We start from the raw sequence: 15,489 nt of genomic DNA on the forward strand, positions 1-15,489 counted from the left end.
CAATCATTCTCAAAGGAACCTCATACGAGGTTCTATATAAGCTCTACTGGCTTAGTTCACTAGCACACTGTTGAGTTCTCAAGCAACACACCTCGGATCGCGCCGCTTTTACACGACCTTATCCTCAGCATTTGTTTCAAGCTTTGTTGTTCCGAGGCTACCACCTCGGTTCAGGACCACCCACTCTACCACCTTCGTGGGAGCTTGGTTCGTGGCCCCGGCGGCCGCCCGGTTTCCCTGGCGACTTGGAGAACTTTACATGCCCCGAAACGGCCTCGCACAGGGGGGTCCCTTAATTCGCGCCGGGCCCCTGACCTGCGTCGATCCGGCAAGACGATCCGGCACAGCGATCCGGCGAGCTACGACTGGAGCTGCCCGTGGGTCGCGACGACCGTCAGCGCGACGAGCGCGGCCGTCAGCGCCGCGGCGACGTGGATCGGCGCCGGCGTGAACGACGCCGCGACGACGAGCACCGCCGTCACCGGGAAGCCGATCGCGATCGGGCGGCACTCGTTGGTCGGCCCGATGTGCAGCAGCCACACGCTCAGCAGGAAGACCGCGACCGGCAGCGTGGTCGGCAGCGCCGCGGCCACCCCGCCGAGGTCGTGCAGCGCACCCGTGTCGTAGGCGACCGCCACCTCCAGCCCCGCGCCCACCGCCGCGGCGGACGCGAAGATGAAGTAGTGGCCGTACCCCCAGCTCATCGACGTGAACATGGTCGGACGGCGGACGAGCCGCGCGTGCCCCGGCCGGTCGAAGTACAGCCACCACATGGAGAACACGAGCACCAGCCCGGCCGCGGCCAGCGAGATCAGCGCACCGACGTGCCCGGGTTCGGCGGTGCCCTCCTTGATCGCGTTGGTCGCGCTGAGGATCACCTCGCCGAGCACGATCAGGGTGAACAGGCCGTACCGCTCGGCGATGTGGTGCGGGTGCCAGGTGGTCCCCTGCCGCCGCTCCGCCCAGACCGGGACGGCCATCTCCAGCACCGCGAACACGACGAAGGCGGCCAGCCGCACTCCCTGCGGCAGCCACAGGTAGGAGACCCACAGCACCTGGACCACCGCGATCCCGGTCGCGTAGCGCAGCGCGGCGGGCCGGCACCCCGGATCCGACCGCGCGGCCCGCAGCCACTGGAACACCATCGCCAGCCGCATCAGCACGTACCCGACGACCATCAGCCGGAAGTCGCCGTCGAACGCGCGCGGCACCGCGGCCGCGACCGTCAGCCCGCCGGCGATCTGCACGAGCGTGGCCAGCCGGTACGGGACGTCGTCGGTGTCGAACGCCGAAGCGAACCAGCTGAAGTTCAGCCAGCCCCACCAGACCGCGAAGAACACCATGGCGAACGACGTGACGCCGTGGGCGGCGTGGCCCTCGGCCAGCGCGTGGTGCAGCGACGTCGCGGCCTGGCCGACGGCGACGACGAAGCAGAGGTCGAACAGCAGTTCCAGGGGCGTCGCGACGCGGTGGTGCTCACTGCTGTCGCGCGATCGCATCGGCCGGTACCAGACCCGGATCCCGCTCCCCGGCCGCGGCGGCTGCTCGGTCATCGAAGCTCCTGCGCTCGTGCCTGTCGGACGCGGTCATCCCAACATGATCACGAGCCGGGCGGAAGCACGACACGAAGAACGGACGGGCCCGGTTCCCCCTCACCCGGGCCCGCCCGCTGCCGTCACGCGCCGGCGGCCACCGATGGGCATCCCTTCCGCGAGTGCCGGACGGTCCCCCGCGGACGCCGACAACTCACTGGATGGAAGGTGACCGAGTGTGTCCATTCCCTCGTACTCCGGACGCCTCGATCGCTCGTGCCGGTCACCCCATCCCCGGGTGGCCGACCGATTGCCACTGTCGGTAGCCGAAGCCGCGCAGTGAAGGCTCCATAAGATCTACCCGGTTGCTCTGCGTAGCACCAGTGTCTTTCCGTGCTCGTCACTCGGATGGAGCATCGCTAATCTGCCGAAAGTAGTGTCTCAGCCCCGTTGGACGTCCGCGGCGGACGTCTCGGTCCGTCGGGCCTCGCGTTCCTCGTCGGAAGATTGCGCACGGTGGCGCCGCGCCCTCAGCTCGGCGATCGCGAGGGCCAGCGCGGCGCACGTCAGGCCGGCCGCGCAGCACAGCGCGACGGTGAGCGCGAGCGGGTAGTCCATCCCCGCGCCGACGACGGCGCCGAACACCGACGCGAGCACGGCGGTGCCGATCGCGGTGCCGATCCGCTGGCCGGTCTGCAGCGCGCCGCCGGCGACCCCCGCCATCCGGACCGGCACGCACTCCAGCGTCAGCGTCGTGTTCGGCGGGATCACCATGCCGCCGCCCACCCCCGCGAACAGCAGCGGGAGCGCGAACGCCCACCCGGACGCCGACGGCGGGACGAGCTCGGCCAGCAGCGCCACGGCCAGCAGGCCCACCGCGACCATGGCCAGCCCGGTGACGGTCAGCCGCCGGCCGAGGGTCGGCACGAACCGCCCGGCGACCGCCGCGGACACCGACGAGCCGAGCGCGAACGGCGTCACCGACAGCCCGGACTGCAGCGGCGTGTAGCCGAGGCCCTGCTGGAAGAACATCGCGAAGACCAGCCAGATCCCGGCGAACCCGCAGAAGTAGAGCGCGCCGACCGCGGACCCCGAGGCGTACCCCGGCGTGCCGGTGAACAGCCGGGTGTCCAGCAGCGGCGTCCGGCCGCGCCGGACCACCGAGCGCTCCCAGCGCACGAACGCGAAGCCGGCCACCAGCGCGACGACGAACATCCACCACAGCCGCGCCGGGCCGCCGTCGTCGGACTCGATGACCGGGAGCAGCACGCCGAGCACGGCGACCGCGAGCAGCACGATGCCCAGGAAGTCGATCTCCGAGCGCACCCGGAACTGCTTCTTCTCGCTGCGCGGCAGCAGCCGCAGGGCCAGCGCGAACGCGACGACGCCGATCGGCACGTTGACGTAGAACACCCAGCGCCAGCCGTCCTGGGCGCCGAAGAGCGCGAGGATCACGCCGCCGAGGATCGGGCCGACCGCCGTCGAGATCCCGACGACCGCACCGAACATCCCGAACGCGCGGCCGCGCTCGGCGCCGCGGAAGAGGTCCTGGATCAGCCCGGTGTTCTGCGGGGTCAGCAGGCCCGCGGCCATGCCCTGGGCGAGCCGCGCGATCACGAGCGTCGTCTCGTTCGGCGCGGCCCCGGCCAGCGCGCTGGTGATGACGAACGCGGCGAGCGCGCCGAGGAACATGGTCCGGCGGCCGAACGCGTCGCCGAGGCGGCCGCCGGTGACCAGGACCAGCCCGAACGCCAGCGCGTAGCCGGAGACGACCCAGCGGATCCCGCCGCTGCTCGCGTGCAGCCCCGACTGCATCGACGGCAGGGCGACGTTGACGATGCTGACGTCGAGCAGCCCCATGAACCCGGCCGTCAGCGAGACGGCGAGTGCTTTCCAGCGGCGGGGGTCGGGTTCGTGGGTCATCGAGCCCAGCAAACACGAAGGGCGGGAGCCGCGCGCGTTGTCCGCCCGCGGTCCCGCCCATTTCGCGCCGAACCTACGTACTCGCGGTGATTCCGCGGATGCCCTTGAGCTCGCCGATCAGCATGGAGCTGACCTTGACCGGGTAGTCGTGGAGGGCGAACACCGTCTGGTTCCGCCCCACCAGCTTGAGGTGGACCATCGTTTCACCCTTGTGGGCGAGCAGGGTGGACCGCAGCTCGCTCACGACCGACTGGTCGATCTTCTCCGCCGCGGCGAGCAGGACCAGCGGCGGCTCGTCGTCGCCGTTGCCCGTGCCGACCTCGGACAGGTCCAGCGTCGCGAGGCCGCCGCCGAAGACCGACATCTTGTCTTCGCGCCAGTTGATCCGGCCCTTGACGAGCACCGCGTTGTCCTCGATCAGCTCGCTCGAGAACAGCGCGTACGACTTCGGGAAGAAGAGCACTTCGAGGGAGGCGTCCATGTCCTCGACCGTGCAGATCGCCCAGGGCTCGCCCTTCTTGTTGACGCGCCGTTCGAGCGCCGTGATCAGCCCGGAGATGACGATCTCGCCCTCTCGCGGCGGATCGGCGAGGATCCCGGCGATCGGCTTCGGGGCGTGCTTGCGCAGGATCCGCTCGGCGCCGTCCAGCGGGTGCGCCGAGACGTACAGGCCGAGCATCTCGCGTTCGTAGGCGAGCAGCTGCTTGCGCGGGTACTCCTCCTCGCCGAACTTCAGGTGCGCGAGCGGCGACGACGACGGGGCCGCCTCGCCCTCGTCGCCACCGAAGCCGAACAGGTCGAACTGGCCCATCGCCTCCTGGCGCTTGAGCGGGACGACGGCTTCCACCGCGTCTTCGTGGACCTGGATCATCGACAGCCGCGTGTGGCCGAGCGAGTCGAACCCGCCCGCCTTGATCAGCGACTCGATGACCCGCTTGTTGCAGGCCACGAGCTCGGACTTGTCGAGGAAGTCGATGAAGGAGGCGTACTTGCCCTTCTCCTCGCGGGTCTTGATGACCGACTCGACCACGTTCGCGCCGACGTTGCGGACGGCACCCATGCCGAAGCGGATGTCCTCCCCGACGGCCGCGAACCGCAGGGCCGACTCGTTGACGTCCGGCGGGAGCACCTTGATGCCGAGGCGGCGGCACTCGGACAGGTAGACCGCCGACTTGTCCTTGTTGTCACCGACCGAGGTGAGCAGGGCGGCCATGTACTCGGGCGTGAAGTTCGCCTTGAGGTACGCCGTCCAGTAGGAGACCAGGCCGTACGCGGCCGCGTGGCTCTTGTTGAACGCGTAGCCGGCGAACGGGAGGATCGTGTCCCAGAGCGCCTTGACGGCCTCGGCGGAGAACCCGCCCGGGACCAGGTCACTGGCCTTCATCCCGGCTTCGAAGCCCTCGTACTCGAGGTCGAGGACTTCCTTCTTCTTCTTGCCCATCGCGCGGCGGAGCACGTCCGCGCGGCCCATCGTGTAGCCGGCCACCTTCTGGCCGATGTGCATGATCTGCTCTTGGTACACGATCAGGCCGTAGGTGTCGGCAAGGATCTCCCGCAGCGGCTCGTCGAGCTCCGGGTGGATCGGCTTGACCTTCTGCCGGTTGTTCTTCCGGTCGGCGTAGTCGTTGTGCGCGTTCATGCCCATCGGGCCGGGGCGGTAGAGCGCGCCGACCGCGACGATGTCGTCGAACACCGTGGGCTCCATGCGGCGGAGCAGGTCTCGCATGGGCCCGCCGTCCAGCTGGAACACGCCGAGCGTGTCGCCGCGGGCGAGCAGCTTGTAGGTCTCCGGGTCCTCGACGCCCAGGGTGTCGAGGTCGATGTCGATCCCGCGGTTGGCCTTGATGTTGTCGATCGCGTCGCCGATGACCGTGAGGTTGCGCAGGCCCAGGAAGTCCATCTTCAGCAGGCCGATGGCCTCGCACGACGGGTAGTCCCAGCCGGTGATGATCGAGCCGTCGTCACGCTGCCAGAGCGGGATCGCGTCGGTCAGCGGGTCGCACGACATGATGACCGCGCAGGCGTGCACGCCCGCGTTGCGGATCAGGCCCTCGAGGCCGCGGGCGGTCTCGAAGATCGTCTTGCACTCTTCGTCGGTCTCGACCAGCGCGCGGACCTCGGCGGCCTCGCCGTAGCGCTCGTGCTTCGAGTCGACGATGCCCGAGAGCGGGATGTCCTTCGCCATGATCGGCGGGGGCAGCGCCTTGGAGATCTTGTCCGCGATCGCGTAGCCGGGCTGACCGAAGTGGACCCGCGCGGAGTCCTTGATCGCCGCCTTGGTCTTAATGGTGCCGAACGTGATGACCTGGGCGACCTTGTCCGAGCCGTACTTGTCGGTCGCGTACCGGATCATCTCGCCGCGCCGGCGGTCGTCGAAGTCGATGTCGATGTCGGGCATCGAGACGCGCTCGGGGTTCAGGAACCGCTCGAACAGCAGCTTCTGCGGGATCGGGTCCAGGTTCGTGATGCCCAGGACGTACGCGACGAGCGAGCCGGCGGCCGAACCACGGCCCGGGCCGACCCGGATGCCGACGCGGCGGGCGTAGCTGATGAGGTCGGCGACGATCAGGAAGTAGGCCGGGAAGCCCTTCCCGATGATGACGTCGAGCTCCTTCTCGATCCGCTCGGGGTAGCCCTCGGGCGGGCCGCCCGGGAAGCGCCACGCGAGGCCCTTCGCGACCTCTTCGCGCAGCCAGCCGCCCTGGTCGTAGCCTTCCGGCACCTCGAAGAACGGCAGCCGGTCCTTGTGCGCGTAGACGTCGTCGTAGGACTCGACGCGCTCGGCGATCAGCAGCGTGTTGTCCGACGCGCCGGGGACTTCCTTGTCCCAGTACTCGCGCATCTCGGCGGCGGCCTTGAGGTAGTAGCCGTCGCCGTCGAACTTGAACCGGGTCGGGTCGTTGAGGGTCTTGCCGGCCTGGACGCACAGCAGCGCCGAGTGCGTGTCGGCCTGGTCCTTGGTGACGTAGTGCGAGTCGTTCGTGGCGATCGGCTTGAGGTCGAGCAGCCGGCCGACCTCGAGGAGGCCCTCACGGACCGACCGCTCGATCGGCAGGCCGTGGTCCATCAGCTCGAGGAAGAAGTTGTCGGCGCCGAAGATGTCCTTGTAGTCGGACGCGGCCTGGATCGCCGCTTCCTTCTGGCCCAGCCGCAGCCGGGTCTGCACCTCGCCGGACGGGCAGCCGGTGGTCGCGATGATGCCGGTGTGGTTCTCCGAGATCAGCTCGCGGTCCATGCGCGGCTTGCGGTAGTAGCCCTGCATGCTGGCCAGTGAGGACAGCTTGAAGAGGTTCCGCAGCCCGGTCGCGTTCTGCGCGAGCATCGTCATGTGGGTGTACGCGCCGGCGCCGGAGACGTCGCCGCCCTCGCCCAGCTCGTCGGACCCGCGCTGGTTCGACTGTCCCCAGAAGACCGGCTTCTTGTGGAACCGGCTTTCCGGCGCGACGTAAGCCTCGATGCCGATGATCGGCTTGAGGCCGTGCTTCTTCGACTGCTGGTAGAACTCGTCGCCGCCGTACATGTTGCCGTGGTCGGTCATGCCGACGGCGGGCATGCCGAGGCGCGCCGCCTCCGCGAAGAGGGGGGCGATCTTCGCCGCACCGTCGAGCATCGAGTACTCGGTGTGGACGTGCAGGTGGACGAAAGAATCGTTCGACACCAGCGAAAACCTCCCCTTGGTGAGTGGGACCGGCGCGCCCGGGTCCCCCAGCCTATCCCGCACTCGCCGGGCTCGATTGTGCGCCTCCGGAGCCCGCACCGGGCGGCACGACGCGCCACCGATTCGGGCGGTGATGATCACGCTGCAGCCGGTGGCGACGGGGCGCTGTCGGGTGGTGACACGGGGACGCCGAGGCGGCCGGCCGGCGGTGGGGCGCGGCGTGCCGGGGCCGGTGGCCGACGCTCGCGGGACTCGGCTCGGTGAGACCCCGGCCACCCGAACGGGTGGTCGGCGGCCGCCTCGCGCGCCTGGGCCTCGTAGCGGATACCGGGGCGCAGCCCAACGCCGGCGAGGCAGCCGGACGGCCAGGCGCTCGACAAGCGATGATCACGCTGCAGCCGGTAGCCGGAAGCTCGCGCTCCAGGAAGGCGCCGGGTGAGGTCAGCCACAGCCGCCCCGGCTCGCGTTGACAGCCGCCCCTCCGGAACCGAGCATTCCCCGCATGAACCTGTCTGACAGCCAGACAGCCGGACAAGGTGGTCCCCGGCGGGTCAGTGCCATGGAAGCCGTGCTGGCCCACCTGCGTCGGCTCATCGAACGCGGCGACTACCCGGTCGGCGCCAAGCTTCCCTCCGAAGCGGCCCTGAGCAGGGAGTTCGAGGTCAGCCGGTCGGTCATCCGGGAAGCGCTGCGCGGGCTGCAGGCCCTCGGCATGACCGAGTCCAAGACCGGCAAGGGCACCTTCGTCACCGCCACCGGGCCCGCCGACAACCCCACCTTCGGGCCCTACTCCGCCCGCGATCTCATCGAGGTGCGCCGGCACGTCGAGATCCCGGTCGCGGGCTACGCGGCCGTCAGACGCAGCCAGGACGACCTCGACCTGCTCGGTCACCTCGTCGAGCGGATGGACGCCGAGACCGACAACACCGCCTGGGTCGCGCTCGACTCGCTCTTCCACATCACCATCGCCCAGGCCTCGGGCAACCCCGTCTTCGGGAAGGTGATCGAAGAGATCCGGGACGCGCTGGCCCGCCAGTCCGCCTTCCTCAACCAGCTCGGCGACCGGCGCGCGCAGTCGAACGTCGAGCACCGCGCCATCGTCACGGCCATCGCGAGCGGCTCCGAAAAGGACGCCGTCGCCGCCATGACCGCGCACCTCACGCACGTCGAAGCCACCCTCACCAGCATCGTGAACGGGGACCAGTGACCGAAAAGACCCTCACGGCCACCCCTGCGGACGCGGGCGACGCCGGCTACAGCAAGGCCCTCAAGCCGCGGCACGTGAACATGATCGCCATCGGCGGCGCGATCGGCACCGGGCTCTTCCTCGGCGCCGGCGGGCGGCTCGCCCAGGCCGGGCCCGCCCTCGCGATCGTCTACGCCGTGTGCGGCCTCTTCGCCTTCTTCGTCGTCCGCGCGCTCGGTGAGCTGATCCTCTACCGCCCCTCCAGCGGCGCCTTCGTCTCCTACGCCCGCGAGTTCATGGGCGAGAAGGGCGCGTACGTCGCCGGCTGGATGCACTTCCTCAACTGGTCGACCACCGGCATCGCCGACATCACGGCCATCGCGCTCTACGCGCACTTCTGGTCGTTCTTCTCGCCGGTCCCCCAGTGGGTGCTCGCCCTGATCGCGCTCGCCGTGGTCCTGACGCTGAACCTCGTCTCGGTGAAGCTGTTCGGCGAGATGGAGTTCTGGTTCGCCATCGTCAAGGTCGCCGCGCTCGTGCTGTTCATGGTGATCGGGATCTTCCTGCTGGTGACGCAGACGCCGATCGACGGCAGCGTGCCCGGCCCGCAGCTGATCACCGAGCACGGCGGGATCTTCCCCACCGGGCTGCTGCCGATGGTCCTGATCGTGCAGGGCGTGGTGTTCGCCTACGCCTCGGTCGAGCTGGTCGGCGTCGCCGCCGGCGAGACCGAAAACCCGGAGAAGATCATGCCGAAGGCGATCAACTCCATCATGTGGCGGATCCTCGTCTTCTACGTCGGCTCGGTCGTCCTGCTGGCGATGCTGCTGCCGTGGAGCTCCTACACCAAGGACCAGAGCCCGTTCGTCACCGTGCTCTCGCACCTGGGCGTGCCCGCCGCCGACAGCGTGATGAACCTGGTCGTGCTCACCGCCGCGCTGTCCAGCCTGAACTCCGGCCTCTACTCGACCGGCCGGATCCTGCGGTCGATGGCCAAGGCCGGCTCGGCGCCGAAGTTCACCGGCGTGATGAACCGCAACCAGGTGCCCTACGGCGGCATCCTGCTGACGGCGTCGGTCTGCGTGCTGGGCGTCGGGCTGAACTACCTGGTGCCGAAGGAGGCCTTCGACATCGTCCTCAACTTCGCCGCGATCGGCATCCTGGCGACCTGGGCGATCATCGTGGTCTGTCACCTGCTGTTCGTCCGCAAGACCAAACAGGACCGCCTCGAGCGGCCCGCGTTCCGGCTGCCGTTCTCGCCGTACACCGAGATCGCGACGCTCGTGTTCCTCGCCGCGGTCGTCGTGCTGATGGGCTTCGACGAGACCGGCCGGATCACCCTGCTGGCGCTGCCCGCGATCGCCGTCGCGCTGGTCGTGGGCTGGTTCGTAGCCCGCAAGCGGATCGACATGCGCGCGTTCGACGAGGAGGGCCTGTGAACCACGAACCGCTGGTCGAGCTGATCCGCGACGGCATGGTCGAGGGCGTGCACCACGGCTCCGCGATCGTGCTCGCCCCGGACGGCACGACGCTCTTCGCCGCGGGCGACCCGGACGCCGCGATGTACCCGCGGTCGACGGCGAAACCACTGCAGGCCGCGGCGATGGCGCGGCTCGGGCTGCGCCTGTCCCCCGCCGGGTTCGCCATCGCGGCGGCCAGCCACTCCGGCGAGCCGATGCACCTCGACACCGCCCTCGAAGTGCTCGGCGGACGCTCCCCCGGCGCGCTGGGCAACCCGGCCGACTTCCCGTACGACCCGGTCGAGCGGGACGTCTGGGTCGCGGCCGGGCGGGCGCCGAGCCGGCTCGCCCACAACTGCTCCGGCAAGCACGCGGCGATGCTCGCGACCTGCGACCTGAACGGCTGGGGCCCGGACGGCTACCTCGACCCGGGCCACCCGCTGCAGCGCGCGATCGCCGCCACCGTCGAGGACCTGACCGGGCACGGCATCGAGCGGGTAGCGGTGGACGGCTGCGGCGCCCCGCTCTTCGCGACAACGCTGCGGGGGCTCGCCACCGCCGTCGCGAAGATCGCCACGGCCGCGCCCGGCACGCCGGATCACCTGGTCGCCGACGGGATCCGGAAGCACCCGGAGCTGGTCGGCGGCAGCCGCCGCGACGTCACCGCCGTCATGCGCGCGGTGCCGGGGCTGATCGCGAAGGACGGCTTCGAGGCCGTCCAGATCGCCGCGCTGCCGGACGGCACGGCGATCGCGTTCAAGATCGCCGACGGCGGCGACCGCGCCCGGCAGCCGGTGCTGGCCGCGGCGCTGAAACTCTGCGGGACCGATGTCCCGCCCGGGCCGGAAAACCTGCGCGTGACCGGAAAACTCGCCGCCTCCGCTGGGAGCCTCTGATGACCACCCGCCGCGAACACGACCTGCTCGGCGACAAGGACGTCCCCGCCGACGCGTACTGGGGCGTGCACACCGCCCGCGCCCGCGAGAACTTCCCCATCACCGGCACCACGATCGCCGCCTACCCGCACCTGATCGAGGCGCTGGCCGCGGTCAAGGAGGCCGCGGCGCGCGCGAACGCCGAACTCGGGCTGCTGGCACCCGAGATCGCCGACGCGATCGGCGAAGCCTGCCGCGAGATCCGCGAAGGCGCGCTGCACGGCGAGTTCGTCGTCGACGTCATCCAGGGCGGTGCCGGGACGTCGACCAACATGAACGCCAACGAGGTCATCGCGAACCGCGCGCTGGAGCTGCTCGGGCACGCCAAGGGCGACTACCACGTCGTGCACCCCAACGAGCACGTCAACCTCGGGCAGTCGACGAACGACGCGTACCCGACCGCGGTCAACGTCGCGACGATCCTCGCCGTGCGCGAGCTGTCGGAAGCGATGATCGTGCTGGAGAAGGCGTTCGCCGCCAAGGCCGTCGAGTTCCACGACGTCCTGAAGATGGGCCGCACGCAGCTGCAGGACGCCGTCCCGATGACGCTCGGCCAGGAGTTCGGCACCTACGCGGTGATGCTCGGTGAGGACCGGCTGCGACTCGGTGAAGCCGTCGCGCTGCTGCACGAGATCAACCTCGGTGCCACGGCGATCGGCACCGGCCTCAACGCCGCGCCGGGGTACGCCGAAGCCGCGTGCCGCCACCTGCGCGAGATCACCGGGCTGCCGGTCGTCACCGCCGCGGACCTGGTCGAGGCGACCCAGGACTGCGGCGCGTTCGTGCACCTCTCGGGTGTGCTCAAGCGGATCGCCGTCAAGCTGTCGAAGAGCTGCAACGACCTTCGGCTGCTGTCCTCGGGCCCGCGCGCCGGGCTCAACGAGATCAACCTGCCGCCGGCGCAGGCCGGGTCGTCGATCATGCCCGGGAAGATCAACCCGGTGATCCCCGAAGTGGTGAACCAGGTCGCGTTCGAGGTGATCGGCAACGACGTCACCGTGACGATGGCCGCCGAAGCCGGGCAGCTGCAGCTCAACGCGTTCGAGCCGATCATCCTGCACGCGCTGTCGGAGAGCATCACGCACCTGGGCGCGGCCTGCCGGACGCTGGCGACGAAGTGCGTCGCGGGGATCACGGCGAACGTCGACGTGCTGCGCTCCTACGTCGAGAACTCGATCGGGCTGGTCACGGCGCTCAACCCGAGCATCGGGTACGCGGCCGCGACGGAGATCGCGAAGGAGGCGCTGGCGACCGGGCGGGGCGTGGCCGAGCTCGTCGTCGAGAAGGGCCTGATCCCGGCCGAGGAGCTCGCGAAGCTGCTGCGTCCGGAACGGCTCGCCCGCGCGAACTGAGGTACCGTCGGATCCGGAAGGACCTACTCCACTTCGGAAGGCGGGCGCCCGTGCTGGACCGACTTGTCGACAAGATGCTCGGACTCCCCCGCGCCGAAGGCCCGAAGCCGGTCGTGACGCGCGATCTCACCGTACCGATGGCCGACGGCGTCACGCTGCTCGCCGACCGGTACGCCCCGGCCGGGACGACGTCGGCGCCGGTGGTGCTGATCCGCACGCCGTACGGGCGCAAGGGCATCCTGTCGAAGCTCTTCGGCGACACGTTCGCCCGGCACGGGCTGCAGACGGTCATCCAGAGCACGCGCGGTTCGTTCGGCTCCGGCGGTGAGTTCCGGCCCTTCCACCTCGAGCGCGAGGACGGCGTCGCGACCGCCGAATGGCTGCGCGCGCAGCCGTGGTGCGACGGGACCATCGGGATGGCCGGCGCCAGCTACCTCGGGCACACGCAGTGGGCGGTCGGCCCGTACCTCGACCCGCCCCTGGCCGCGATGTGCCTCGGCGTCACGGCGTCGGAGTTCGTCTCGACGTTCTACCCGGGCGGCGTGCTCGCGGCGGACAACATGGTGTCGTGGTCGGCGATGATCGGCCGCCAGGAAGAGCGCTTCGCCGCGCTGCCCAACCCGCTGCAGAAGCGGAAGACGCGCAAGGCGATGTCGTTCCTGCCGCTGAGCCGCGCCGACGTCGCCGCGATCGGCAAGCCGGTGCAGTTCCTCCAGGACATCACCGAGCACTTCGTGCCCGAGGACCAGTACTGGGCGATGTCCGACCACAGCGCCGAAGTCGCGAAGCTCGACGTCCCGGTGTCGATGGTCACCGGCTGGTACGACCTGTTCATCGGCTCGCAGCTGCGCGACTTCCGGACGCTGTCCGAAGCGGGCAAGGCGCCGCGGCTGACGATCGGGCCGTGGGCGCACGGCGAGCCCGGCAGCATGGGCCCGATGATCCGGGACCAGCTCGGGTTCCTGCGCGCGCACCTGCTCGGCGACCGGACCTTCCTGCAGCGCGCCCCGGTCCGGCTGTTCCTGCAGGGCGCCGGCACCTGGCTCGACTTCGAGTCGTGGCCGCCGCCGTCGACGGCGACCGCGTCCCACCTGCGGCCGATCGGCGGGCTCGGCGAACGGGCCGGCGACGAGGCGCTGCCCACGACGTTCACCTACGACCCGGCCGACCCGACACCGGCGGTCGGCGGGCCGCTGCTGACGGGCGAATGGAAGCAGCGCGACAACCAGGAGGTCGAGGCGCGGCCGGACGTCCTGGTGTTCACCGGCGAGCCGCTGCCGTCGGACCTCGACGTCATCGGCGAGGTGACGGCGACCGTGCACGTGCGCACGGAGATCGGGCACGCCGACGTCTACGTCCGGCTGTGCGACGTCGACGCCGGCGGGGTGTCCCGCAACGTGACCGACGGGATCCTCCGGCTGCGGCCGGGCTTCCCCGCGGACGGCGTGGTGACGGCGGAGGTGACGCTGGACCCGACGGCCTACCGCTTCCGCCGCGGCCACCGGCTGCGCGTCCAGGTGGCGGGCGGGGCGTTCCCGCGCTTCGCGCGCAACCACGGGACGGACGAGCCGGTCACGTCGGCGGTGACCGGGAAGCCGAACCGGTTCGAGGTGTTCCACGACGCGGCCCGGCCGTCGAAGATCACGCTGCCGGTGTTCACCGGCTGACCAGGCGCGCCCACGGCCGCCGCAGCAGCGGCCAGGTAACGAGGAAGAGGGCGGCCGCCGCCCAGACCGGCCAGCCGGCGGCGGCCCAGAGCCCGAGCGCGCGGACGGTGCCGGACTCGCCGAGCTGCAGCCAGGCGGCGTTGGCGGCGAGCAGCAGCCAGCCGAGCTGGACCAGCCAGCCCACGGGGTAGCAGGCGATGGCGGCCAGCGCCGTGGCTCGCGGGCCGGCGTCGAGCAGGCGACGGCGCAGGGCCATCGGCGGGTGGGTAAGCGAGGCCGTCACGCGGCGGGGGTTCGTTGTGCCGAGCCGGGTGGCCGCGGCGGCGCCGGCGACGTGATCGGCGGCGAACTCGGCGCTCCAGGCCCCGGCGACGGGCAGGGTGACGGCGGCCAGCAGGGTGCCGAGCGCGGTGAGCAGCATCAGGCCGAGGCCGCCGAGGAGGTCGGCGGGGGCGTACCGGGCGCCGTCGAGGACGTCGGCGAACCACACCGCCCCGACGGGTACCAAGGCGGTCCACACGAAGAGGCCGAACCAGTGCCGGACGACGAACCCCAGCGGGCTGGTGGCGCCGGCGAGCAGGGTGTCGCCCTGCCGGCAGTGCGCGAGTTCATGCCGCACAACGGCTTCGGCGGCAGGGCGGTCACGCCTCCAGAGAACGACGAGCGGCGCGAAGATGGCGAGCCGCGGCCGGCGCGGGCGGCGGAGGTAGGCGAAGGCGAGCAGATCGGTGCGCCGGAGGTTGGCGCGCACTTCGACTTCGGGCAGCCAGTCCCGGGCGTACGCGGCGATGGCGGCGAGGGTGGGGGTGCGGAGATCGTCGCCGAGGCGGTATCGCCGTTCGACGAGCCGCCCTCGGACGCTTGCCCCGGCCACGGTCGCGACGGCGGCGAGGAGGACGAAGGCGGGGACGAGGTCGACCAGGCCGGCTACGCGGAGGAGGTCGCTGCCGGGGACCGCGGCGGCCGGGTTCGGGGTGGCGCCTAGGAGGTCGAGGAGGGTGTCGCGCCAGGCGGGGAACCGGCGTGGTGCGGTCCAGCAGATGGCGGTGAGGAACCAGAAGAGCAGCCAGGGCGGGGCTGGGGAGAGCGGCAGGGCGGGCGGTGTGGGGTGGGGCTGCGGGCCGGGTGTGCCAGCGGCTCCGGCCGGCGGGAAAGGCAGCGCGGGAGGCGCCGGGCCGCGCTGCGAGGGTCGGTGGCTGCCAGGGCCGGGCCCAAGAGCAGCGGCGCCGGCCATCGATCCCGCGTCCCCAGTCGGCTCCCCCGGCGTCACCGGTTCTGCTTCTCCGGCGCCACCGCCGCCAGAAACGCCCTCGTACCCGCGCCATCCGCGATCAACGCTCGGACTATGCGGAACGTCAAGACCTCGCTCTCGATCGGCGGCACCCCCGCCGACGTCAGCTCCGCGATGATCGTGTCGATCAGCCTGCTCAGCTCCGGCGATCCCGGCTCCTCCGGCTCGGCCGGCTTCGCGCGGTGGCGGCGGTCCCACAGGTCGCCCAGGTTCTTCAGCAACGATGAGACGCTGCTCAAGTTGCCACCCAACGCCGCCCAGATCGCGGGGCCCGCCAACGTCACCGCCGCCAGTACGTGGGGGAACAGCACCATCGGCGCCGTCACGTCGAAGCCGCCCGGGACCGGGTTCGCTCGCGCGAACAACTCCCGCCGGGATGCCCCACCCGTCACGTACGCCGTCGTCAATGCCGGGACCAGCTCCGCCTCGTCCGGTGTCACCACCGCCGCCACGCGCACCGCCCAGCCGATGACCTCGTCGTGCAC

Annotated in this window: 10 protein-coding genes; 5 read left to right on the top strand and 5 right to left on the bottom strand. The window is 70.8% G+C overall.

All coding sequences use genetic code 11. The annotated features are described in order from the left end of the window. Positions 1 to 359: 359 nt before the first annotated feature. The 3 genes from ACZ7PG_RS41670 to dnaE form a co-directional block, all read right to left on the bottom strand. Entirely contained in the window at positions 360 to 1,553 is a 1,194-nt protein-coding gene (locus tag ACZ7PG_RS41670) for a low temperature requirement protein A (protein ID WP_470244730.1), read from the bottom strand. A gap of 420 nt (positions 1,554 to 1,973) precedes the next feature. Continuing rightward, positions 1,974 to 3,455 (bottom strand): MFS transporter, encoded by a 1,482-nt coding sequence (locus ACZ7PG_RS41675; protein ID WP_470244731.1) that lies wholly within the window; start codon positions 3,453 to 3,455, stop codon positions 1,974 to 1,976. Positions 3,456 to 3,528: 73 nt separating this feature from the next. Beyond that, the gene (gene dnaE, locus ACZ7PG_RS41680) at positions 3,529 to 7,113 is read right to left on the bottom strand and encodes a DNA polymerase III subunit alpha (RefSeq protein WP_470244732.1); all 3,585 of its coding nucleotides are present in this window, start codon (positions 7,111 to 7,113) and stop codon (positions 3,529 to 3,531) included. Positions 7,114 to 7,672: 559 nt separating this feature from the next. On the opposite strand from dnaE, the gene ACZ7PG_RS41685 reads away from it, so the two are divergent. Genes ACZ7PG_RS41685 through ACZ7PG_RS41705 form a run of 5 tightly spaced genes read left to right on the top strand, consistent with a single transcriptional unit; the run spans position 7,673 to position 13,713 of the window. Beyond that, the gene (locus ACZ7PG_RS41685) at positions 7,673 to 8,320 is read left to right on the top strand and encodes a FadR/GntR family transcriptional regulator (RefSeq protein ID WP_470244733.1); all 648 of its coding nucleotides are present in this window, start codon (positions 7,673 to 7,675) and stop codon (positions 8,318 to 8,320) included. After that, positions 8,317 to 9,738, top strand: a complete 1,422-nt coding sequence (locus ACZ7PG_RS41690) for an amino acid permease (protein WP_470244734.1) — start codon at positions 8,317 to 8,319, stop codon at positions 9,736 to 9,738. Before ACZ7PG_RS41685 ends, ACZ7PG_RS41690 begins: the two co-directional genes overlap by 4 nt. Next, positions 9,735 to 10,655 carry an asparaginase gene (locus ACZ7PG_RS41695; RefSeq protein ID WP_470244735.1) on the top strand — a complete coding sequence of 307 codons (921 nt, stop codon included), beginning with the start codon at positions 9,735 to 9,737 and terminating at the stop codon, positions 10,653 to 10,655. Before ACZ7PG_RS41690 ends, ACZ7PG_RS41695 begins: the two co-directional genes overlap by 4 nt. Next, positions 10,655 to 12,046 (top strand): aspartate ammonia-lyase, encoded by a 1,392-nt coding sequence (gene aspA, locus ACZ7PG_RS41700; RefSeq protein ID WP_470244736.1) that lies wholly within the window; start codon positions 10,655 to 10,657, stop codon positions 12,044 to 12,046. The genes ACZ7PG_RS41695 and aspA overlap by 1 nt, the downstream gene beginning before the upstream one ends. Positions 12,047 to 12,096: 50 nt before the next feature. After that, positions 12,097 to 13,713 carry a CocE/NonD family hydrolase gene (locus tag ACZ7PG_RS41705; RefSeq protein WP_470244737.1) on the top strand — a complete coding sequence of 539 codons (1,617 nt, stop codon included), beginning with the start codon at positions 12,097 to 12,099 and terminating at the stop codon, positions 13,711 to 13,713. Here the strand turns inward: ACZ7PG_RS41705 and ACZ7PG_RS41710 are convergent. Together ACZ7PG_RS41710 and ACZ7PG_RS41715 are read right to left on the bottom strand one after the other, a co-directional pair. After that, on the bottom strand, positions 13,703 to 14,983 hold the full coding sequence (locus ACZ7PG_RS41710; protein WP_470244738.1) for a hypothetical protein: 1,281 nt from the start codon (positions 14,981 to 14,983) through the stop codon (positions 13,703 to 13,705). The genes ACZ7PG_RS41705 and ACZ7PG_RS41710 overlap by 11 nt on opposite strands. Further along, the gene (locus ACZ7PG_RS41715; RefSeq protein ID WP_470244739.1) at positions 14,980 to 15,489 is read right to left on the bottom strand and encodes a hypothetical protein; all 510 of its coding nucleotides are present in this window, start codon (positions 15,487 to 15,489) and stop codon (positions 14,980 to 14,982) included. The genes ACZ7PG_RS41710 and ACZ7PG_RS41715 overlap by 4 nt, the downstream gene beginning before the upstream one ends.

Source organism: Amycolatopsis sp. NPDC114504, assembly GCF_055633595.1.